This window comes from Herbaspirillum sp. GW821-FHT09A12 (genome assembly GCF_059418325.1).
In genome coordinates, this window is the sequence record NZ_JBWKPR010000004.1 from 159,135 (window position 1) to 180,313 (window position 21,179).

General features: G+C 59.7%; 22 protein-coding genes and 1 tRNA gene. 10 read left to right on the forward strand and 13 right to left on the reverse strand.

Annotated elements, in window-relative coordinates:
- Positions 1-67 precede the first annotated feature (67 nt).
- The 4 genes from atpB to AC07N6_RS12915 all read right to left on the reverse strand — a co-directional run bounded on the left by atpB (position 68) and on the right by AC07N6_RS12915 (position 5,195).
- Complete coding sequence (atpB, locus tag AC07N6_RS12900; protein WP_494781585.1) at positions 68-889, reverse strand: F0F1 ATP synthase subunit A; 822 nt, start codon at positions 887-889, stop codon at positions 68-70.
- Positions 886-1,230, reverse strand: a complete 345-nt coding sequence (locus tag AC07N6_RS12905) for an ATP synthase subunit I (RefSeq protein ID WP_494781584.1) — start codon at positions 1,228-1,230, stop codon at positions 886-888. The genes atpB and AC07N6_RS12905 overlap by 4 nt, the downstream gene beginning before the upstream one ends.
- A 678-nt stretch (positions 1,231-1,908) precedes the next feature.
- Complete coding sequence (locus tag AC07N6_RS12910; RefSeq protein ID WP_494781583.1) at positions 1,909-4,086, reverse strand: TonB-dependent receptor; 2,178 nt, start codon at positions 4,084-4,086, stop codon at positions 1,909-1,911.
- A 218-nt stretch (positions 4,087-4,304) separates the two neighbouring features.
- Positions 4,305-5,195 (reverse strand): LysR family transcriptional regulator, encoded by an 891-nt coding sequence (locus AC07N6_RS12915; RefSeq protein WP_494781582.1) that lies wholly within the window; start codon positions 5,193-5,195, stop codon positions 4,305-4,307.
- A gap of 319 nt (positions 5,196-5,514) precedes the next feature.
- Here AC07N6_RS12915 and AC07N6_RS12920 point away from each other — a divergent pair, with 319 nt between their 5' ends.
- From AC07N6_RS12920 to AC07N6_RS12955, 8 genes are all read left to right on the forward strand, one after another.
- Complete coding sequence (locus AC07N6_RS12920) at positions 5,515-6,120, forward strand: isochorismatase family protein (protein ID WP_494781581.1); 606 nt, start codon at positions 5,515-5,517, stop codon at positions 6,118-6,120.
- 157 nt (positions 6,121-6,277) lie between these two features.
- Positions 6,278-6,772, forward strand: coding sequence for a nuclear transport factor 2 family protein (locus AC07N6_RS12925; RefSeq protein ID WP_494781580.1), 495 nt, complete (start codon positions 6,278-6,280; stop codon positions 6,770-6,772).
- Positions 6,769-7,179 carry a DoxX family protein gene (locus AC07N6_RS12930; RefSeq protein WP_494781579.1) on the forward strand — a complete coding sequence of 137 codons (411 nt, stop codon included), beginning with the start codon at positions 6,769-6,771 and terminating at the stop codon, positions 7,177-7,179. The genes AC07N6_RS12925 and AC07N6_RS12930 overlap by 4 nt, the downstream gene beginning before the upstream one ends.
- A gap of 11 nt (positions 7,180-7,190) precedes the next feature.
- A complete protein-coding gene (locus AC07N6_RS12935) occupies positions 7,191-8,384 on the forward strand; it encodes an MFS transporter (RefSeq protein ID WP_494781578.1) in 1,194 nt (397 codons plus the stop codon).
- Positions 8,381-9,520, forward strand: a complete 1,140-nt coding sequence (locus AC07N6_RS12940; RefSeq protein ID WP_494781577.1) for an FAD-dependent monooxygenase — start codon at positions 8,381-8,383, stop codon at positions 9,518-9,520. The genes AC07N6_RS12935 and AC07N6_RS12940 overlap by 4 nt, the downstream gene beginning before the upstream one ends.
- A 91-nt stretch (positions 9,521-9,611) precedes the next feature.
- Positions 9,612-11,027 carry an efflux transporter outer membrane subunit gene (locus AC07N6_RS12945; RefSeq protein WP_494781576.1) on the forward strand — a complete coding sequence of 472 codons (1,416 nt, stop codon included), beginning with the start codon at positions 9,612-9,614 and terminating at the stop codon, positions 11,025-11,027.
- Positions 11,028-11,068: 41 nt separating this feature from the next.
- Positions 11,069-12,277 carry an HlyD family secretion protein gene (locus AC07N6_RS12950; protein ID WP_494781575.1) on the forward strand — a complete coding sequence of 403 codons (1,209 nt, stop codon included), beginning with the start codon at positions 11,069-11,071 and terminating at the stop codon, positions 12,275-12,277.
- A 41-nt stretch (positions 12,278-12,318) separates the two neighbouring features.
- Positions 12,319-13,818, forward strand: coding sequence for an MFS transporter (locus AC07N6_RS12955; RefSeq protein WP_494781574.1), 1,500 nt, complete (start codon positions 12,319-12,321; stop codon positions 13,816-13,818).
- 111 nt (positions 13,819-13,929) lie between these two features.
- Here AC07N6_RS12955 and AC07N6_RS12960 read toward each other — a convergent pair whose 3' ends face one another.
- The 6 genes from AC07N6_RS12960 to AC07N6_RS12985 form a co-directional block, all read right to left on the reverse strand.
- Entirely contained in the window at positions 13,930-14,118 is a 189-nt protein-coding gene (locus AC07N6_RS12960) for a hypothetical protein (protein WP_494781573.1), read from the reverse strand.
- Between the two features lie 94 nt (positions 14,119-14,212).
- Complete coding sequence (locus AC07N6_RS12965) at positions 14,213-14,569, reverse strand: hypothetical protein (RefSeq protein WP_494781572.1); 357 nt, start codon at positions 14,567-14,569, stop codon at positions 14,213-14,215.
- A gap of 249 nt (positions 14,570-14,818) precedes the next feature.
- Positions 14,819-15,235, reverse strand: coding sequence for a hypothetical protein (locus tag AC07N6_RS12970; protein WP_494781571.1), 417 nt, complete (start codon positions 15,233-15,235; stop codon positions 14,819-14,821).
- A gap of 173 nt (positions 15,236-15,408) precedes the next feature.
- Positions 15,409-16,236, reverse strand: coding sequence for a pirin family protein (locus tag AC07N6_RS12975; RefSeq protein ID WP_494781570.1), 828 nt, complete (start codon positions 16,234-16,236; stop codon positions 15,409-15,411).
- Positions 16,237-16,266: 30 nt separating this feature from the next.
- Entirely contained in the window at positions 16,267-17,337 is a 1,071-nt protein-coding gene (locus AC07N6_RS12980; protein ID WP_494781569.1) for an alkene reductase, read from the reverse strand.
- Between the two features lie 72 nt (positions 17,338-17,409).
- Complete coding sequence (locus tag AC07N6_RS12985) at positions 17,410-18,141, reverse strand: SDR family NAD(P)-dependent oxidoreductase (protein ID WP_494781568.1); 732 nt, start codon at positions 18,139-18,141, stop codon at positions 17,410-17,412.
- A 147-nt stretch (positions 18,142-18,288) separates the two neighbouring features.
- Between AC07N6_RS12985 and AC07N6_RS12990 the strand changes: the two genes are divergently transcribed.
- Entirely contained in the window at positions 18,289-18,585 is a 297-nt protein-coding gene (locus AC07N6_RS12990) for a hypothetical protein (RefSeq protein ID WP_494781567.1), read from the forward strand.
- Positions 18,586-18,811: 226 nt separating this feature from the next.
- Here AC07N6_RS12990 and AC07N6_RS12995 read toward each other — a convergent pair.
- A tRNA-Arg gene (locus tag AC07N6_RS12995) sits at positions 18,812-18,887 on the reverse strand.
- Positions 18,888-19,119: 232 nt separating this feature from the next.
- On the opposite strand from AC07N6_RS12995, the gene AC07N6_RS13000 reads away from it, so the two are divergent.
- The gene (locus AC07N6_RS13000; protein WP_494781566.1) at positions 19,120-19,722 is read left to right on the forward strand and encodes a c-type cytochrome; all 603 of its coding nucleotides are present in this window, start codon (positions 19,120-19,122) and stop codon (positions 19,720-19,722) included.
- Positions 19,723-19,798: 76 nt separating this feature from the next.
- Here the strand turns inward: AC07N6_RS13000 and AC07N6_RS13005 are convergent, their stop codons facing one another.
- Positions 19,799-20,509, reverse strand: coding sequence for a YiaD family glycine zipper/OmpA-like lipoprotein (locus tag AC07N6_RS13005; RefSeq protein WP_494781565.1), 711 nt, complete (start codon positions 20,507-20,509; stop codon positions 19,799-19,801).
- Positions 20,510-20,709: 200 nt separating this feature from the next.
- Positions 20,710-21,147, reverse strand: coding sequence for a hypothetical protein (locus AC07N6_RS13010; protein WP_494781564.1), 438 nt, complete (start codon positions 21,145-21,147; stop codon positions 20,710-20,712).
- Positions 21,148-21,179 lie beyond the last annotated feature (32 nt).

Here is a 21,179-nt window from a genome sequence, read left to right on the forward strand (position 1 = left end):
TTAAGAAAAGTTAGTAAATACAAAAATCAAAAAACAAACCAAAAAACAGGTACTGCAAGCCTTGTTGTTAGTGCGCTTCGTGCGCCTGGCCCAGGTAAACCAGTGTCAACATCATGAAGATGAATGCTTGGAGCAGCACGATCAGGATGTGGAAAATTGCCCAGATGGAACCAGCGATGACGTGGCCGACAAAGCCGAAGGCGGTCGCGGTCGATCCCAGCAATGCGATCAGCAGGAACAACAGTTCGCCTGCATACATGTTGCCGAACAGTCGCATGCCCAGGGACACGGTCTTGGCGGCGAATTCGATGATGTTCAACATCAGGTTGAACGGCGCCAGCCAGATGCCGAACGGCGCGGCGAACAGTTCATGGATGAAGCCGCCGGCGCCCTTGATCTTGACGCTGTAGTACAGCATCAGCGCCAGCACGCCCAGGGCGATGCCCAGGGTGCCGTTCAGGTCGGCGGTCGGCACGATGCGGTGGTGCATCTCGCCCATGCCGAAGAGGCGGAAGATGGCCGAAGCCAGGTCGACCGGCAGGAAGTCCAGCGAGTTCATCAGGGCGACCCAGACGAACACGGTCAGGGCGACCGGCGCGATGAAGGTACGGTTGCCGTGCACGATGGCCTTGGACTGGTCTTCGACCATCTCGACCACCATTTCGACAAACGCCTGGAAACGGCCCGGCACGCCCGAGGTGGCCTTGCGGGCCGCCAGGAACATGAACAGGCAGGCGATTACGCCGCAGAACACGGACCAGAAAATGGTATCCACGTTCAGGATGGAGAAATCGACGATCTTGGTTTGGTGGTGCGTGGAGAAGTGTCCGAGGTGGTGGACAATATATTCGGAGGCTGTTGGCGCGTGCTCAGCGGCTTCTACGGTCATGGTCGATGTCTAAACAGTAAAATGAAATAACTCTTAAGCACCACGATGAAGCTCAGCATGAATGCGAGCCAGTTGACACCGTGGTACAACCAAACGATCGCGCCCATGAGCGCAAAGGTCGTAGCAATCTTGAAAAATTCCCCGAAGAAAAACGTCATCGGGTTGGTACCACCAGGCTTACGTGCGCTGACGTAGAGTCGCAAGGCAAACAGGGCGTTGGGAACCACGCAGCAGATTCCGCCCAGCAAGGCGGACCACAGCGCCGGAAGTCCACCCAGCATGCCTGCCACCAAAGCAGCGACGACCGTGGTTACGAGCTGCAAAAGGATGATGCGCAGCATATATATCCAATATCGTGCATGCGCCGCACTCATTACGAGCAAACGGCAGCTTAAAAGCCCGGCGATTATAAAGGTTCGTTTTCAGGTTAGTCAAACCTTTTACAGCCAGATCACGGCGTTATCTCAGCCATTTATCGGCGAGATGTGGAAAATAGTGGACGGATTGGATTTTGCGCATTGCAACAAACAATGCGCTGGAAAATACCCGGAGGGCCGCGATTTGTTGCGACAGGAAAATCGACGACGCCCGATCGCGGCGCATTGCCCTCTGCCATCCGACGCAGTCGCGCCTGCGGCAGCCTGACAATCCTGTCAGTAAAAGGGTTTTGGCCGGGACAGCGCCCAATGTAATCAAATTCGCCCCGGCGCACCAGCAAAAATGCATGCAAATTCAAGGATTTACCTGCATCCACCGGGCGCTCGCAATCTTCTTGCGCCCGGCCATTGCATCCACAGACAAAACACAAGTTGTCCGACAACCTGGCTCGCCTTGGCAATGTTATGTTGCAGCACAGCGTAGTCTCGCGGCGAAGATCCGCATTACCGTAAAACCACGGTAGCCATAGCCGCAAACATTGCCGTCAATGCAATAAAAGGCGCTGCAAGGAACGTGCCGCGACGACGCCCGCAACGATGGCGGCACAGGCTGCGCGCCTGAGCGCGCGCAGCCCTGCCCCATCAGAAGTCGACCTTGGCCGACAACACGAAGGTGCGGCCGGAGGAGGTTCCTACGTAGCCGTTCTGCATCACCCAATAGTTCTTGTCGAACAGGTTCTCGATATTGGCGCGATAGGTCACGACCTGGCCGGCGGCCCTGGCGATGTAGCGCGCGCCGATATCCACGCGGGTCCAGCCCGGCACCTTCAGGCTGTTGGCGTTGCTGTACCACATGGAACCGGTATTGGCGACACGGGTGTTGAGCGCCAGGCCGGCCAGCCATGGCGTATCCCAGTCCAGGCCCAGGTTGAAGTTGTGGTTCGGCACCGCGCCGACTTCCTTGCCATCGGTCGCGCCATCGCCGGTGTGCGATTGCCTGGTGTCGAAGAAGGTGCCGCTGGCATTGAAGCGCAAGCCGCGCTGCAGCTCGCCGTAGGCTGACAGCTCCAGGCCGCGGATGCGTGCGCGGCCGTCTTGCGACGTATAAGTTGTGCCGTCAATGGTGGTGGAGGTGCTGTTGGCCTGTTCAATCTGGAAGACCGCGGCGGTCGTTGTCACACGCCCCCAGTCGGCTTTCACGCCCATCTCGTATTGCTTTGACTTATACGGGGAAAACTGTTGATTCGGGTTGCCGTCGGCCGCGCCGGTGAACCCGCCTGCGCTGAGCGCGGCCGTGTAATTTGCATACACCGACAAGTTGTCCAGGGGCTTGACCACCACCGCCAGCACCGGGGAAATGGCAGTCCGGTTGGAAGTCTGCGCGTCATCGCTCAAGCTGTGCTGGTAGACCTGCTGGCGACGCAGGCCGGCAATCAGGCGCAATCTGTCGTCGATCAGGGACAGGGTATCGGTCAGCGCCAGGCTGGTCAGGCGGATCTGGTTCTGCGGCGCCGGTTGGCCGCGCACGCCCGTGGCGGCGGGGAGCGCGACCGGATGATACAAATTCGAAGTCACCCCGGTGCTGCGGGAGTCGAAGAAGTAGTCGGTCTGCTGGTCGAGCATGTTCGCCCCCAGCATCAGGGTGTGCTTGATGCCGCCCGTGCCGAAGCGCGCCCGCAGGCCGACGTCGGCCGACGTGGAGGTCACGCGCTGGTCATAGTAGCCGTTGTACAAGGTGCTGGTGTCGCCGCGCACGTTCATGATGGTGGCGCCGGGCCAGCTCTGCGCCGACTCCGCCACGTGGTAACCGACCGCGCCATAGGCGGTCAGCGTGTCATCGATGTCATATTCCAGGCGCGTGGCGACGGCCTTGTCGTCGGATTGCAGCGTCGTGCCCGGATATAGATTGGTCTTGCCCGAGGGCGCGGCCGGCATGGCGGTCAGGCTGCGGTCGATGCTGAACTGCGGACGGAAGTTGCGCGCATCCTCGTGCTGGGTATACGCATCCAGGCTCCAGCGCACGCGGCCGCCGTTGTAATCCAACGCGACCGAGCCCATGGTTTGCTGCTGGTTGCTGCCGGACAGGCCGGTATTGCCGTCGGCATACAGCGCATTGACGCGGATGCCCCATTCCTGGTTCTCGCCGAAACGGCGCCCCAGGTCAGCCTTCAGGCCGAACTGTGCATTGGACAGGTAGGTCGCGCTCACGCTGGAAACCGGATCCTCGGTGGCGCGCTTGGGCACCAGGTTGACCGCACCGCCAATCCCGCCGGCAGGCCCCATGCCATACATCAGCGTGCCCGGCCCCTTCAGCACTTCGATCCGCTCCACCATCGCGATCGGCATACGGGTCAACGGCACCAAGCCGTACAGGCCATTGAAGGCCACATCGTTGGCCGACATCGTGAAACCGCGGATCTGATAGCTGTCGCCGAAGCCGCCATTGCCGTTGGTATTGCGCACCGAGGCATCATTGGTGATCACATCGCCGATCGCGCGCGCCTGCACGTCTTCGATCCCCTGGGACGTGTAGTTGGTGGTGCTGAACGGCGTATCCATCACGCTGGCCGTCCCGAGCACCCCCAGGCTGCCGCCGCGGGCAACCAGGCCACCGGCATAGGGCGCGGTGGGATCGGCGCTTTCGGTGACAGTGACGGTGGGCAGTACGGCGTTGCTGTTGCTGCCTGCGGTGGTTGTGGCCGCCGTCGTTATGCCGCCACTCGCGGTCGAAGTCGACGTAGTCTGCGCATAGGCCGCCGGAACAGCCAGCATCGGCGCCATCAGCACCAGATGGCGCGCAGCGCAAGCCACGGCCTTCATTTGGAAAACGGAATTGCATTGGCGCCTCGACGCCCGGACCTGCCCCATGATCTGACCTTTCGTTTGAACATAAGAAAATGAAAAACGCCTTTTCAGGAAAAAGAAGCGTTCTCACCTTCAATGACTAACGAAAAACCAAAACGGATCACTTCATCGCCAGACCCTGGTCCAGCCAGGGGCACTCCAGATCGGTTGGCGGAATTGCGCCAATGCCGCGCTTAGGCGACTTGGCCGGTTTTATAACCAAAGTGCTCTTGCAAGAACTCGATGAAGCGCTGCGTCTTCGCCGGGAGCAAACGCGTTTCGGTGATCGCGTAGACGGGGATCGAATTGCCTTGCCATCCCGGCAGTATCTGGCGCAGCCGACCGGCCATCACATCTTCGGCGGCGATCTCCGCCGGCAGCAGCACCACGCCCAGTCCCAGAGCCGCGAAACGCCGGAACATCCCAACGCTGTTGACATGAAACCGCCCGCCGACGTCGATGTCGACGGTCTCTTTTTCACGATGCAGCGTCCAAGTGCCTACTTTGGGAAAGCCCAAGCACTCGTGCTGCACCAAGTCGGAAGGATGCATCGGTTCCCCGGCTATCTCAAGATAATGCGGTGAAGCATAGACCTGGGACGACAGCCTGGCTAACTGGCGAGCGATCAAATTCGAACTTGGCAGTTCGCCCATGCGGATTGCGACATCAAACGGTTCGGTAATCAAATCCACCCGCCGCGGCGTGAGGTCGAAATCGAAAGTAATACCGGGATAGCGACGCGCAAATTCCGCGATCAACGGCGCCAGATAGATGACGGCAAAATCTACGGGCAGCGACGCACGCAACATGCCGCTGGGCTGGGCCAACATTTCTCCCAACTGTTCGTGCGCGATACGTGCTTCGTCGACGATACGTTTGCAGCGCTCATAGTAGAGCTGTCCCGCCTCGGTCAATTCCACCCGTCGCGTCGTGCGGTGCAAAAGACGCAGGCCGATGGCCTTCTCCAAGGTACTAATTCTTCTGGACAGGGTGGAGTTCGGCACGCCGGTGGCGTCGGACGCACGGCGAAAACTCATGACGTTGGCGACCTCGATGAACAAGGCCATGTCGTTCAATAGCTCCATCCCAATTATCCCATTTATGGATCATTAATTTCCATCATACCCCATTTATCCCGAATATGAATTGGCCCAAGATAGCTCCATCACTCGCATTCAGACATCCAATGCATTTTCAAAGTGTCGGCCTCGATGACTTGAGCGTCCTCATCCTTCCGGTCGCACCCGAAGCAATGACACACACAAGCTGGTCGCCCAACCGGGAAAACTTAATTGCGGCAACAACCGCATATCACCGTGGCGGAATGGGGAGACTGTAACCGCGCCGCCACACAAGCCTGGGGCTCTTGCTCTTGCCCTTGATCTACTTCTCAGGAGAAACCTAATGAAATCCGAATACTTCAATGCCAATGACTCTGCCTTGCTGTTGATCGACCATCAAGTCGGCACGATGCAACTGATCAAGAATATCGACCACGAATTCGCAGCAAAGCAGTCGATTGCGCTGGCCAAGATGGCCAAGATCCTCAACATGCCGGTGGTGATCACCTCCAGCCAGGAAGATCGCGCCCAAGGCCCGATCCTTCCGAAAATCGCAGAGATCCTGCCTGAAGCACATGCCGCGCGCATCAAGCGCCCTGGCGTAGTCAATGCATGGGCCTATCCCGAGTTCCGCGATGCCGTGCTCGCCACCGGCCGCAAGAACCTGATCATGGCGGGCGTGACCACCGATGTTTGCCTGATCTTCCCGGCCATTGACGCTGCGCGCGAAGGCTTTGCCGTGCAAGCCGTGATGGATGCTTCCGGCTCGCCTAGCGATCTGTCCGAAGAATTCTCCCGCCAACGCATGCGCGATGCGGGCGTGGTGCTCACTGCCACCAATACGCTGATGGCGGAAATCGCCAAGGATTGGTCCACCCCCGATGGCCAGCAATTGATCGGCCTGTTGTTCAGCGATGTGTTCCCCGCCCTGGGCGCCGGGATCGCCTGAACTATGCCCAAGACGACTGCGGCATGCAGGAAATATCGATGAATGCACGGCAGTCGTGAGAACAACAATACCGCCGGCTCTGTGGTGAGCCGGCGGTATTCCATGAGGTTTCGCGTGGTGTTCCGTCGAAGCGGTTCACGCATGCATAAGGTGAGACATGGACGATTTGCATAATCTGGCAGAACGACTCAAGAAAATCGAAGATGAACTGGCCATCCGCAATCTCGCGGCCCGCTTCACCGATGCCGTCAATGAGCGGGATGTCGATGCCTTTCGCGCGTTGTGGACCGATGACGCGGTCTGGGAAATAGGCCCGCCGCTCCAAGTCGCCGCCCAAGGGATTGACGCCATCTCCAGCATGATGGCGCGCCTGCTTGAGCCCAAAACCCTGTTCATCCAGTTGACACATTCTGGCGTGGTCACCTTTACCGGCGAAGACACGGCCATCGCGCGCTTCACCGAACGCGAACGCGGCAAGGGCGAGCAGGATTACTACGAAAATCTGGCGATCTACCGTGACGAACTGGTCAGGCAAGCGGACGGATGGCGATTCAAACGCCGCTTCTATGAATATCGCTACCTTGACACCTCCACTTTCACCGGCGCCGCCATCCCTCCTGAACCTCACGCGCATGAAGGAGCCGACAATTGACCGACACGCATGATTTACTTCTGCTGGCCGCACGCACGTTGATCGCGCTGCTGTTTTTCGCAAGCGCCATCGACAAGTTCAGGCTTGTTCCCGCAGAGCTGGAACAGATCGCCTCCCTCGGATTGCCGGCTCCGGCGGTCATTTCGCGGATCACCGGCGTATTCGAAGTAGTGGCTGCGGCCTCGCTGGCGCTGGGCATCTGCGCGCAGATCGCCGCGGTCGCGCTGGCCTTGTTCCTGGCATTCGTCACGTTCTTCTTCGTGAAGTTCTGGGCCTTCGACGGGCCAGCCGAAATGCGCGCCATGTTAAGGAATATCTTCTTCGGCAACGTGGCGTTGATCGGAGGACTTGCCTACGTTGCCGTGTTCGGCCCCGGCGGGCTCTCGCTTGCGGCTGTTTACGGTTGAGGAGAAATCATATGAAACCTACCGCGCCCATTCTCGCGCTGGCCGCAGGCGCCTTCGGCATCGGCGTTACCGAATTCGCCCCCATGGGGATGCTGCCCCTGATCGCCAATGACTTGCATGTTTCCATTCCCAGCGCAGGCATCTTGATCAGCGCCTATGCCCTGGGCGTCATGCTGGGTGCGCCTTTCATGACGCTGACCACGAGCCGCATGCCAAGACGCGCGCTGCTGATCGGGCTAGCGGCCATCTTCACGCTCGGCAACCTGCTGTCGGCGATCTCCGGCAGCTACACCATGCTGCTTGTCGCCCGGGTGATCACGTCCCTCAACCACGGCGCCTTCTTTGGCATTGGCTCCGTGGTGGCGGCCGGCCTCGTTCCGCCTCAGCGACGCGCGGCGGCGATATCGGCCATGTTCATGGGATTGACGATCGCCAACGTGGTCGGCGTGCCGCTCGCGGCGTGGGCCGGCGAGGTGCTGGGCTGGCGCGCCGCGTTCTGGGGCATCAGCGGAATTGGCGTCCTCACGATGTTGGCGCTGTGGAAGACGCTGCCAGCCATCCCGGCCCCGGCCGCCAGCAATGCCTATGCCGAACTGCGCGTACTGGCGCGCCGTCCCGTATGGATCGCACTTGGGCTAACGGTGCTGAGTTCCAGCGCGATGTTCACGGTGTTCACCTATATCGTGCCCATCCTGCGGATCGAGACCGGCGCCTCGACATCCTTCGTGACGGCCATGCTCGTTACCTACGGTGTCGGCCTCACGGTCGGGAACTGGATCGGCGGGCGCTTCACAGACCGCTATCCGAACCGGACCCTGGTCATATCGCTTGCCGCGCTCTCAATTTCGCTCATCCTCCTGGCCATCTTCATGCCTTACACGATACCGACCGCGGTGCTCGTGTTCCTGTGGGGCGTCGCCAGTTTTTCCCTGATGCCGCCGCTACAGATGCGCGTCATGGCCGCGGCGGAAGGCGCTCCGAATCTTGCCTCGTCGGTGAACATCGGCGCCTTTAATCTTGGCAATGCAACCGGTGCGGCGCTTGGCGGTGCGGTCATCGCCGCAGGCTTGAACTATCCCCTCGTGGCCGTGGCAGGCGCCGTGACATCGGGATTGGGCTTGCTGCTCGTGCTGCTGCTCAATCGCAAGGCCGCTCCCACGGCTTCCCTCGCCTCGCTTGCCGACCAGGCGGAACCGACTCCATGAGCGGCACGCCGCCACGGATCGTGGTCGTCGGCGGGTCTCTTGTCGGCCTGACGCTGGCGCTCGCTTGTGCCAACCGGGGCGTGTCCGTCCGTGTGCTTGAGCGCTCTGCCCGGCGCGTACATGGCGGCGACAGCCTGAGCATTCATCTTGCGGCGCTGGCCGCCACCGTCGGCCGCGATCCGCGTGCGCATCCGGGGTTGGCCGTCGTGCCGGCATATCACGATCGTGATTTGACCACCTGGCCGGCGCTGTACTCCTGGTTGCATGACAGGGCCGCCGGGACGCCCGGCATCAGCCTCGAAGAAGGCAAGAACGTCACATCGGTCACCGACGCGGGCGATCATGTGCGGCTTTGCTTCACCGACGGCACCGAGAGCGTGGCCGATGCAGTGATCGGCGCTGACGGCTATCACAGCATCATCCGCAGGGCGATCGCGCCCGACACGCCATTCGCGCGCTATGCCGGCTATGTCGTATGGCGCGGGCTGGTCGAAGAGCAAACGCTGCAGCGCCCGGTGCCCTGGCCATCGAACGGCGGTCTGTGGATAGCGTTTGTTGGAGGCTACCGCCTGGTCGCCGCGGTGCTGCCAGGTCGCGACGGGTCGGTCGAGGCGGGACGGCGGCAGGTCACATTCGCATGGTTCGATGCGCACCGGGAGGCACTGCTCCGCCGCAAAAATTGCCTGACGGCGGATGGCCATATTGTGGGGACCCTTGGGCGCGACACGATTGACGCAGATGTCCGCGCAGAGTTGGCAGCACTCGTCCCGCGACTTTGGCCTCAGGCATGGCAAGAGGCGGTTTCCGTCGGCCTGCGCTCGACAGATGCGCTGAGCGGCGCGCCCATTGCGGAGTACCAACCAGAGCGGCTGGCCGTTGGCGCCTTGGCGATCGCGGGAGACGCCGCCCACGTCGTCTCTCCGATGACGGGCAGCGGCTTCGCAACCGGAGTAGGCGATGCGGCAGTGCTGGCCAAACTATTGAGCGAACGGCGCGAAAACGAGCCCATCCCCGCCGTTTTGGCCCGCTACGAGGCGGCGCGCTTGCCATTCGTGCGCGCGTTGGTGGCGCACTCCAGGCGGATCAGCGCCGACTTTGTCCACTATGCGCAACAGACTGGGGAACGTCTTGAGTAAGCCTTCTTCCTTCCCGGGCGCAATCGCTTTGTTGGCGCGTTGATTCGATAACCGATTGATGAAAATGAACAGACAATATATTGAGCATCGATTGGCCATCCTGTTTTGTGCAGCATTGCCCTGGCTGATGCTGGGATGCGCCAATCCCGACGGCGCAATATCGTCGCGCGCGTCATTGCTTTCGGCCAATACGCTGGAAAGCGACAAGACGATAAGCAATATCCCGCTCTCAACAGCCGACTGGCCGCAGGGACGATGGTGGAGCCGATATGCGGATGCGCAACTTGATGCGCTGCTTGCCGAGGCATTGGCCGGCACGCCGTCCTTACGCATTGCCGCCGCCAGAGTAAGGCAAGCGCAAGCGATGGCCGGCATTGCCGAGTCGGCCGCATCGCTCAACGCCAATGCGACGCTCAAAGACACCCGCCAGAGATACAGCAAGCACAGCACCATTCCCAGTCCGCTTGCCGGCACCTGGAATACCTTCAATGATCTTTCCTTGAATCTGGGTTATGAATTCGACTTCTGGGGGAAGAACGAAGCCAACATCGCGGCGGCCCTGGACCGCGTGCACGGCGCCGAGGTTGACCAGCGCGCGGCGCAGCTCATGCTCACTACCGGCGTGATACAGGCGTATCTCCGTTTGGCGCAACTCCATGACCAGCTCGATCTGTTCCAGGCCATCCTGCAGCAACGCGTGGCCTTGCTGGCGTTGACCCGGCAGCGTGTCGTCGCCGGCATCGATTCGCAGGTGGAATTGAAGCAGGCGGAAAGCGCCGTTCCTTCGGCCAGGCAACAAATGGCTTCGACGCGGGAAGAAATCGAACTGACCAAGATCCAGCTTGCCGCCTTGCTTGGCAAAGGCCCCGATCGCGGCCTGTCGCTGGCCCGTCCGACGATAAAGCCGCAAGCATCTTTCGGACTGCCGGCGATACTGCCGGCCGATCTTATCGGCCGGCGGCCCGACGTTGTCGCCATGCGTTGGCGAGTGGAAGCGGCAAGCCAGGATGTGCACATGGCGCGCGCGCAATTCATGCCGAACGTGAGCCTGCTGTCTTTCATCGGATTCCAGAGCCTGGGATTCGACCAATTCATCAATGCCGGCAGTCGTACGGTAGGCATTGGCCCAGCCATTTCGCTCCCCATTTTCGATGGCGGACGTTTGCGCGGCAACCTCGGCGCGCGCAATGCCGAATATGACATCGCCATCGAACAATACAACCAGACCGTGATCGGCGCGGTCCAGGATGTCGTCAATCAACTGACCTCGATGCACTGGCATGAAGAGCAGCACCGTCAGCAACTGCAAGCGGTCAGTACCGCGCAAACAGCTTACGCATTATCGGTGCAACGTTATCGCGCAGGCATCGGCACCTATCTTCAAGTCTTGACTGCCGAACTTCTGCTCAATGCGCAGAAAAAAACACTTCTGGATATCGAAGCGCGCTCATTGCAGCTTGACCTCAACCTGATCCGTTCTCTGGGCGGCGGCGTTCTCGACGCTTGACTATTGGGCTAACAGAACATTTTTCATATCGGGAAGCGAAGATGAACCAACCAGAAAAAACTGTCGCCGACACCACGGCACAACATCCCAAACGTCCATCCAGGAGCGTACTGCTCGCGTCCGGCATTGTCCTGATCGCCGCCTTGATTTATGCCTGCGTCTATTTGTTATCCGGCATGCATCAGGAAACAACGGAGGATGCTTACGTCGACGGCAATGTGGTCCAGGTCACCGCCCAGACCACAGGCACGGTTACCAATATCAATGCCGACAACACCGATATGATTGCAGCGGGACAGGTTGTCGTCGCCTTGAATCCGGTGGATGCCGAGCTGGCGCTGACAAGGTCGATGGTCTTGCTCGCCAAGACCGTCAGGCAGGTGCGCGGCCAGTTTTCCGCTTCGTCGCAAATGCTGGCCAACATCGAACTGCGCAAAGCCGATTTGTCTCGCGCCAGGGCCGATATGGAACGCCGCCGCTCGTTGGTCGCTACCGGGGCGGTCTCCACCGAAGACTTCAAGCATACGGAAGAAAATATACGCTCGGCGCAAGCGGCGCTGGCTGTGGCGCAGGAACAATTTTCCACCAATCATGCATTGGTGGACCAGCTCAGCATTGATCAGCATCCGGACGTGGTGTCGGCAGCGACGCAGCTGCGCGACGCCTACGTGGCGAAGATGAGAACGCAATTGCGTGCGCCGGTCAGCGGCATGGTGACCAAACGCAGCGCCCAGGTCGGCCAACGCGTCAGTCCCGGCGCGACATTGATGTCTGTCGTTTCACTCGATCATCTATGGGTCAGCGCCAACTTCAAGGAATCTCAACTCAATCATCTGCGCATCGGGCAAAAGGCAAGAATCATCTCCGACGTATACGGCCGGTCGGTCACTTATACCGGAACCGTAATCGGCCTGGATGCCGGTACCGGCAGCGCCTTCTCCCTGATGCCTGCGCAAAATGCGACCGGCAACTGGATCAAGGTGGTGCAGCGCATCCCCGTCAGAATCGCGCTCGATCCGCAGGAAATTGCAAAAAATCCCTTGCGCATTGGTATGTCGATGAAAGTATCCGTGGAAACGTCCGCACGCTCGGGGTCAGCCTTGCCGACGGTGAAAGATGCCGCCAAACAAAGTTATGCGACCGACGTATTTGCTGACGAAGAGATCGGCGCGGAAGCGATCATCTCCAACATCATCCAGCAAAACCTCGGCGCACAGGGCAAGGCGCAAGCCAGTCGGGGCACATCTTGAACCAGGCCCCGGCCCAAACCCAAACCAGGCCCCGGCCCAGCTTGCTGGCGACGATCTTTCTGTTGACGCTGATCGAGTTTTTGCAATCGGGCATGATTGCATTCGGCGCCGGCCCCATCATGGGAGAGATCGGCGCGGCCCCTGAAGAATTCAGCCTGGCCACGGCGGCTTATGCATGTACCGCAATCACGATGATCGCCAAACAACGCTGGATGGTGGAGCGTATGGGCTGGCGCGCATTCGTGCTCGGGTCGTTGGCCGTCTTCAGCATGGGCTGCCTCATCTGCGCGACGAGCGAATCGTTTCCGGCTTTTCTGCTCGGCCGGATCGTCATGGGTTTAGGCGGCGGCAGCTTCATGACATCGGGGCGTGTGATCATCAACTTGCTGCCGCCAAGTCCTGCCCGTTTCCAAGGGATTCGATACTTCGCTTCGGGTCTCGCCGCCGGCATCGCTCTGGCTCCCGGACTTGCCTCGTTTTCGGTCGCGCACGACAAATGGAACCTGATCTTCGGCATTCTCCTCGGCCTGGCTGTCATCACCGCTTTATGTGCGGCCCTGTCGTTGCCGGACGCACTGGTCCCGCAAGAATTACAAACGCAGTCGCATCCGGTCGGCTTCATGGCCCTCGTGGTCGGCAGTTTTTTCTGCATGTATATGCTGCAACGTTCCCAATACGACTTCTTCAGCGATACGGCCATATTGCTGGTCGGCTTCGCATTGGCAGGATTGGCGCTGTATTACTTCTTCCGCTCCATCCGCCATCGCGACCGGCCATTGCTGGCATTACACTCCTTGCGCCATCCCAGCTATGTCGCTGGCGTCATCCTGTTTTCGTTTTGCTATTTGCTGTTGGGCGCCAATAATTACATGCTTCCGGTGTTCATGCAGCGGACCTTGGGCTTCGCATGGGAAACCGTTGGCAAATTCCAGACCATGGGATTGTTTGCCGCCTTGCTTGCCTGGTTTTGCATGGCATGGATTCTTCCGCGGTGGCCGGGAGCAAAGAAATTCTTTGTCATCGGGTTTCTTGCATTGGCAATGTTTGGATGGCATTTGTCGCGCTTGACCCTGGGCGCCGACCTGTGGTCGGATGTGCTGCCGGCATTGATCGGAAACGGCATCTTCTTGATGTTTGTCATGGCAACGACGGCGATTCAGACATTCCGTGACGTCCAGAATCAGGATACGGTCTTTTCGAATGCCCAGCAGTTCAAGAACATGGTCGCTCAGTTTGCGATGGCGCTTGGCGTTTCTTTGGCGACCATTACGCTGCAATGGCGGACAACCGAACATTATGGCGTCTTGAATACGAAATTTTTTGCAAACGATCCGATCTACCTGAACCACGCGCAAAGAATTGCCGAGGCCATCGCGTCTGCCGTTGGCCCGCAAGCAGCACAATCCATTTCAGTCGCCACGCTTGCGCAAGCGCTTACCCAGCAGTCGACCCTGCTGGCCTGTATGGATTATTTTTCTGTCATTGCAGCGCTTGGCATGACCGGGGCAGTCTTGATGTCCTTGCAGAGGCTAATGAAGTAAAGGTTGGATGTCGCGCGTCATTTGCAATCCGGCGCACATCATGAGGCCCGCCAGGCCGAGAGCTTGGGGGCATATCGGTTCAGCGGGAACGCGATTGCCCGCTCGACATCATCAGATCTGCGCCTTCCCGGTCCTGATGCATTCGGCAACGCGAGCGCAGCAGATATTGCACAACATCTGATCGGGAGGATAAGGGGGAGACCAGGCGACCAGATTTTCATCGCAAGCAAGGCACAGGACCCAATCTCCCGGCTTGATATGCGGCGGCGGCGCTTTAAAGTCTCTGGCGGTATAGCCCATGATCTCTCCACTGTGGGATTCCAATCCTGATTTCAAGTGCATCGGCCTGACCGGCGGCATCGCGCAGGGATTGAAATGAACCCGTACATTCGATTCAATAATGCATTGCCCCAAGGGGTCGGCAACTTGAAATTTTTTTCCTTACCGCGGCGCAAACAGCGCGCGGCTGCAAGTTTCCATTGGACATGCCTATCGCTTCAGCGGCAGCTTCGGCTTGCTCCAATGCAGTCCAGATGTTGCTTGCGATTTCTCGCGTATCTTTTTCTTCGATAGCGTCGCTCAATTCCTGGGCCACGGCGACATGCCCGCCATACTGCGCAGCCAGGTGCGCAAGATGCTTGTCGTATCCGGCCAATATCGCACCGGCCCTTCCGGCAGCCTTCCCGAATGGCTCGGCGCGAAGCGCCATGGAAGGCAGATACTGCCGACCTTCAACCTGACCGACATTCATTAGGGCCTGTTAACATTTAATTTGCGAGATGCGTTGCCTCCAGAAGGCGGGGTGGCAAGGCGCCCGGTGAGGCTGGTGGTTGGCCACCAGCCTCACCGGGCAACGCGGCCAGCGCGTCTTCTGGAGGCAACCCTTCGGGAGCAGCCAGCAAGCGTCGCCTGCCGTTGTTGCGGCTCCTTGCCGTAGCACCGCTACGACGCGTCGCCACGCCTAGGCAGACAACGCTTGCTGGACACTCGCACTCGTAAATTAAATGTTAACAGGCCCTAGTTCCGCTTCACAGGCGCGCTGGGCGGCATCGGCGATCACCTTCATCACATCGGTTGCGGTGCATTTCACCAGCAATCTAAAAGCGCCGGTACTCAGATAATCACCCACAAGAACATCGCCGGCGACGCCAAGCCCTTCGGCGCCACGCCATTCATCATCGAGGTTGCGGTGCAAGCGATGTATTGCCAGGTTCATCAATTCCAAGGCTGCCGCGAGTTCCAATGCTTCTTTTCCCAACGCAAGGGAGAGCACTACCGCTGCCCGTACGGGCGTGATCCTGCTTGTGATTAACGAAATGCCAAACTCTATGGGCGCGGCATTACTCGGGAGGCATTGCTTTATCGGAGTTTTAATGCTGTCGCGCACATCATCGAAAGAAGTGAACATGATTTTCAAGGTTGGGTATCGATATAACTGTGCGCGTCTCTACCGCCAATCCCGTGGCCGGCCAATGCAATCCAAGCACATTGGCTGCTTTCGGCGCACCACACATCATCAACTTTCATGGCATTGCATCCAAAGTAGGCATGGGGCGCCCAGGCACTTGCCCCGGCCTGGGCGACGGCCTGTTACAACGATCCCATGTCGCCACGATGGTAAGCGGCGCTTGCCGCGGCCAGTTTCTCCTGGCTGGCAAAGGCCATCGGGCCATTGGAAAGCACGGGTTGATCCAGTGGCTGCCCGATGAACACGGCAATCTTGGCGCTGCCGTCCCTGGCGATGAGCTTGTGCTGGGTAGCCAAGGGCGATGTCGGCAAGATGGGCGCACCGAGATCATCAAGGCCGAACGTTTGACCGTCGAGTTCGGCGCTGCCGAAAATCGGCATAAAGAAAGCGCGCTGCCCGGCGGCGACTTGGAGATCCAGTTCGGCGCCGGCTTCCAGCGTGACATCCAGCAAGGTCACGTCAGTCGGCGGAGTCAGCGGCGATTGCACGCCCTCAAAACTGCCCAGTGGAATCCGGATCCGCACCCCGGGCCGCTGCACCACCGGAACGTCACGCGGCGTCAGGGTAAGCGCGAAGGGGGCGAAATCCTGCCGTTCCCGAGGCAGGTTGACAAAGATCTGCAGCAGATGCGTTGTGCTGCCCAATACGGCAGGATTCTCTTCATGAATCACCCCGCTGCCAGCCGCCGTCCAATGCAGGCCTCCCGGCTCGATCAGAGTCCGGTTGCCGCGAGAGTCTCGATTGGCAATGCCGGTCTCCGAATCAAGGAACAGGTAAGTCACGGCAGAAAAACCGGCATGGGGGTGCGGTGGGAACGTCGGCACACTCATCCATGCATGGTCGATGCCCATGAAGGGATCAAGTTGCGCCGGATTGGAGGGATGCAGGCGGTAAGCGCGAAAGCCGCTCCCGCGATTAGCGCGTTGCATGCGTGCAATGGTGGTGTTCATGGCAATTTGCCTTTCGTATTCTCTGGCTTTTTAAGCGGCGCCACTCCCGGCCAATGTCGGATAATCAATGTAGCCGTTGGCCGTCGGCGGCGCGAAGAAGGTGTTGCGATCGGGGACATTGAGCGCCGCGCCGACGCGGAAGCGTTCGGGCAAATCTGGATTGGCCAGGAATGCGCTGCCGAAAACGACGGCATCCGCTTTAGCATCATTTACCGCGGCTTCGGCGGTTTCCTGAGTCAGCCCGCTCCCCATGAAATAGGTGCCGCCGAAGAGAGGCCGCAGCAGGGCGTGGTAATCGGTTTTTGCGCCAAACAACGCCACATGCAAGTAGGCCAGGTTGAACTTGACCAGATTCCGGACCAGATAGGTGTATGTCGCTTGCGGATCTGCATCGGTGATGCTGTTGTAATTCATTTCAGGAGAAATCTTGATGCCGACGCGGTCGCCCCCTGCCTCTTCGACCATCGCTTCCAGCACCTCCAGCACGAAGCGCGCACGCTTTTCCAGCGAGCCGCCGTACTGGTCTTGACGATGGTTGCTGCCCGACGACAGGAATTGTTCCGGCAGATAACCGGAAGCGGCATGCAGTTCGACGCCATCGAAGCCGGCTTCAAGGGCGCGGCGGGTTGCCAGGCGGAATTCGTCGATCACACCGGGGATTTCATCCAGCGCGAGCGCACGGGGCGTCACATAGTCGACCTGGCCGGCACTCGTCCAGGCCTGGCCCTCGGGCTTGATGGCCGAGGGCGCCACCGGCGTGGCGCCGTCCAGCAGCGTCGGGTGCGAAATGCGGCCGCTGTGCATCAACTGCATGAAGATGCGGCCGCCGCGGGCATGCACGGCTTCGGTGATCTTCTTCCATGCGGCGACTTGCGCATCGGTGGCGATGCCGGGCGTATGGACATAGCCCTTGCCAACGGCCGAAGGGAAAACACCTTCGGAAATGATGAGGCCTGCGCTGGCGCGTTGTGCGTAGTAAGTCAGCGTGATATCGCTTGGCACACCGTCGTCGGCGGCGCGCGAGCGGGTCATGGGCGCCATGACAAGGCGGTTAGGCGCAATGTAGCGGCCGATGCGTACTGGGGAAAGAAGTTTGCTCATCATGTATTCCTTGGTTGTTTCCGTATTTGACGCGGAGTTGCGGGTTGTTGGTTGCTGCTGCTTAGTTGCTGCTTAGTTGCGAATCTGGCCGCCGTCGGCGGCGAGGGTCTGGCCGGTGACGAAGGCGCAATCAGGCGAGCACAAGAAAGAGACCACGCCGACCAGGTCTTGCGGTTCGATCATGCGGGGGATGGCCTGCAGTTTCGGCAGGTATTCGAAAATCTCTTCGTTGGTGCCGCGCATCGACTTCGTGTTGGTCAGGCCGGGGGCCATCACATTGACGGTTACGCCGTAGGCGCCAACTTCGCTGGCCAGCGCACGGGTGAATCCGATGACACCGCCCTTGCTGGCGATATAGGCGGTCATGTCGGGGGCATTAAGCCAGAAGGTGGTGCTGGCGATGTTGACGATGCGCCCCAGTTTGCGCGCCTTCATGCCCGGGATGAAGGCTTTGCACATCAGGAAAGCGCCATCGAGATTGACACCGATGACCTTGCGCCAGGTGGCGTAATCGGTATCCTCGAACGACTTCCATGGATAGATGCCGGCATTGTTGACCAGCGCGACGACGGGCTGCATGTTGGCGGCGACATCCTGGGCAAATTGCAAGGTGGACTCAGGCGAGGTCACATCGACCACGGCGGAAAAGAACTTGCGCCCCTTGGCCTCGACCAGGGCGCGGGTGGCAGATGCATCGCCGACATCGGCGACGGCGATATCGAAGCCATCCGCTGCCAGTCTTTCTGCATAGGCCTGGCCGATTCCGTTAGCGGCGCCGGTAACGACTGCGGTTCCTTTGGACATGATTCCTTCTCCTTATATCGCGCTGAACGATCAGATTCGTGTGGGACAAATGCACATCCGCCATCGCGCCATGCGTTCTCGTTGAGCGCCGTGTGAATGTGTTACACGTATCTTCGATTAATTCCGATAAGGGATAAAGGCGGTCAAGTGGAAATTATTAATCCAAAAATGGAATTATTGAATGAAATTGCCGAACGACAGGCCTCCGCCATCAACATCGCCAACGTCGTCAACGTCATGCGTTTTCGCAAGGGGCCGTGGGCAAGCGCCTGGCCGCGCTACTGCGCCGGACCACACGCAAAGCCGAGCTTGCCGAGGCCGGCCAGTTATATGACGGGCGATGCCGCCGACAGCTTGTGCGTCAATCCGAGGGGGCACTGCAATGGCGACTCAAATCGATGCGCAATTACAGAGTTGGCGGCGCCATTGAACAGAAAAATATAGCGCCTGATACCTGATTGATATCGCGCAAAGTATGTCGACCATCACGGGCACATCCTGCTTCCCGGCAGAACACGTTGGCTTTTAAATAATTCTTTGTATTTCGCTTGGTACGCTTATTCGATAGAGCATGCGCTGATCGGCGCATCTCTCCGAGATTGGACGCATAAGCTGCCAAACGGCAAAGTTATGGTTCCAGCTTCACATCTGAGGTGGGGAAAGAATTCTGTGGCGCGGCTGGCGGGGATCGAACCCACGACCCTTGGCTTCGGAGGCCAATACTCTATCCACTGAGCTACAGCCGCGTTGTGGGGCAAAACCCGAAGAGGCCTGAAGAATACCGTTTTTCATGCGGGCCGTCCATTGCCGCAGGCGTTTTTGCGTGTCAAACGGAAAGCATTGTGACTATAATCAAGGGTTCGGCGAGAGAGCGCAATGAAAGCCCTGCCTGATAATGAGTCCATATAATGCCAGGCGATACAAAGGGAACCGACGTTTTCCGCCCCAATTTCGAGGAAACATTACGGAGGGACGCTAATGAGCACAGCTCATCATGATGAACACGAGTCGGCAATCAAGACTCCCAAGCAATTGATCGCAGCTGTCGCAGCAGGTTTTCTGGTTCCAATCGTCTGCATTGTGCTCCTGGTCGAGTATGTTACCAACGACCAGAAGACCGGCGCCGGCTCCGATGGGCAAACGCCCGAGATGGTTGCCGCGCGCATCAAGCCGGTGGCCGACGATGGCTTCACCTTCCGTGACGCCAATACTCCCAAGCAACTGCAATCTGGCGAAGAAGTCTTCAAGTCGACTTGCGCCGCCTGCCATGCCGCCGGCATCGCAGGCGCACCCAAGGTTGGCGATGAGGCCGCCTGGAAAGCCCGTCTCGCCGAAGGCTATGACCAACTGGTTTCACACGCCATCAATGGCTTGCGCGCCATGCCGCCCAAGGGCGGCAATCCCGACCTGGATGATGTGGAAATCCAGCGCACCGTGGTCTACATGGCCAACCAGTCCGGCGCCAAGTTCAAGGAACCCGAAGTGAAAGCCCCGGCCGCGGCTCCCGCCGCAGGTGACGGCGCAGCGGCGCCAGCCGCCGATGCGCCTGCCGCTGCCACATCGGCCGCCCCGGCGAAATAAGGCGCTGCCAGCAAAAAGCCCCGAATACTATTCGGGGCTTTTTATTTCCCGGCCGCTCACCGGAGTCGGATCGCCATCAATAACGTGGCGGAGGCGGCGGCGTATATCCGGCAGGCGCTTGTTGTTGCTGCGCTTGCTGCTGCGGTTCGGCCACATAGATTTCCACGCGGCGGTTCTTGGCGCGGTTGGCGTCCGATGTATTGGGTACGAGCGGCTCATGCGAACCGCGGCCATCGATCATGAAACGGCCGACACCGACGCCGCGCGTGGTCAGATAGTCGCGCGTGCGTGCTGCGCGCTCGGTGGACAACGGGTCGTTGATCGCATCGCTGCCGGTGTTGTCGGTATGGCCGACGATGGTGACGGTGGTGGCCGGATTTTCGGCCAGGGTCGCGGCGAAGCGATCCAGCACGGGACGCAGCTCGGGCTTGATGTCGGCACGGCCCGTATCGAAGGAAATATCGCTGGGGATTTCAAGTTTCAGGCGGTTGTCCTGGGTCTGGGTGACTTGCACGCCGGTGCCCTGGGTTGCCTGTTCCATGGCGCGCTTTTGCTCCTCCATCCGGTTGGACCAGATATTGCCGGCCACGGCGCCGATGGCGCCGCCGATCGCCGCGCCGCCCAAAGCACGTCCGCCGCCACCGCCGCCGGTGACTGCGCCAAGGATACCGCCGATGCCGGCGCCAATACCCGCGCCGGTGGCCGTGCCGCGCTGCGTCTGGCTCATGTCCGCACAGCCGGAAATCGCCAGGACGCCGGCGATGGCGGCAATCGATAATGTCTTCATCTTGTTTCCTTTCTTGCCTTCTCAGCGTTGTTGTTCAGGCCTCGCGGCCGGTCAGATTCAGAGCAGGATGAACGCATTAATGTTCCGCCGCCAGCGATATTTCGCTTCCCGAAAAAACAAAGGCATCCGGCGCAGCGGATGCCTTTGTCTCGCGTGGAAAACAGCGCCTCTGCGGAAGCATCAGCGCCGCGGCTTGCCGCTCATGGCGCTTCCGGCGGCCGGTCCTGCCCGGCCGGTACGTTGTCGGCCTCTTCGCCGCCGGAACGTTGGCTCAGGTAATACGCCAGGCCGCCGACCGCGCTGATGATGCCGCCATACAAAAGCGGCTTGCGCAGCCAGCGCCTGGACAGCAAAGATGCGCCGGTGATCAGCAACGGCATGACCGACTGCAGGTTGACGCCGCCCAGGCCGCCGGCAGCCAGCGACTTGATCGACTGCAAGGTCTTGCCGCCGCCGATGAAGGAAGTGGCAAAATGCGCAGCCCGGTTCAAGGCCCCCTTGGCCAGCGATTCGGCGCTCAGACTGTGCCGCACCACCTCACGCGCCTCCATCACGCCCACACGGTACAACGCTCCTTGCGCCAGCACTTTGCGCTTGCGCTCTTCGTGCGTCATGGCGTCATCCTGGTTTGCTTGCATACGGCTCCTTTTCGCTCTGTCGGTAACGACTG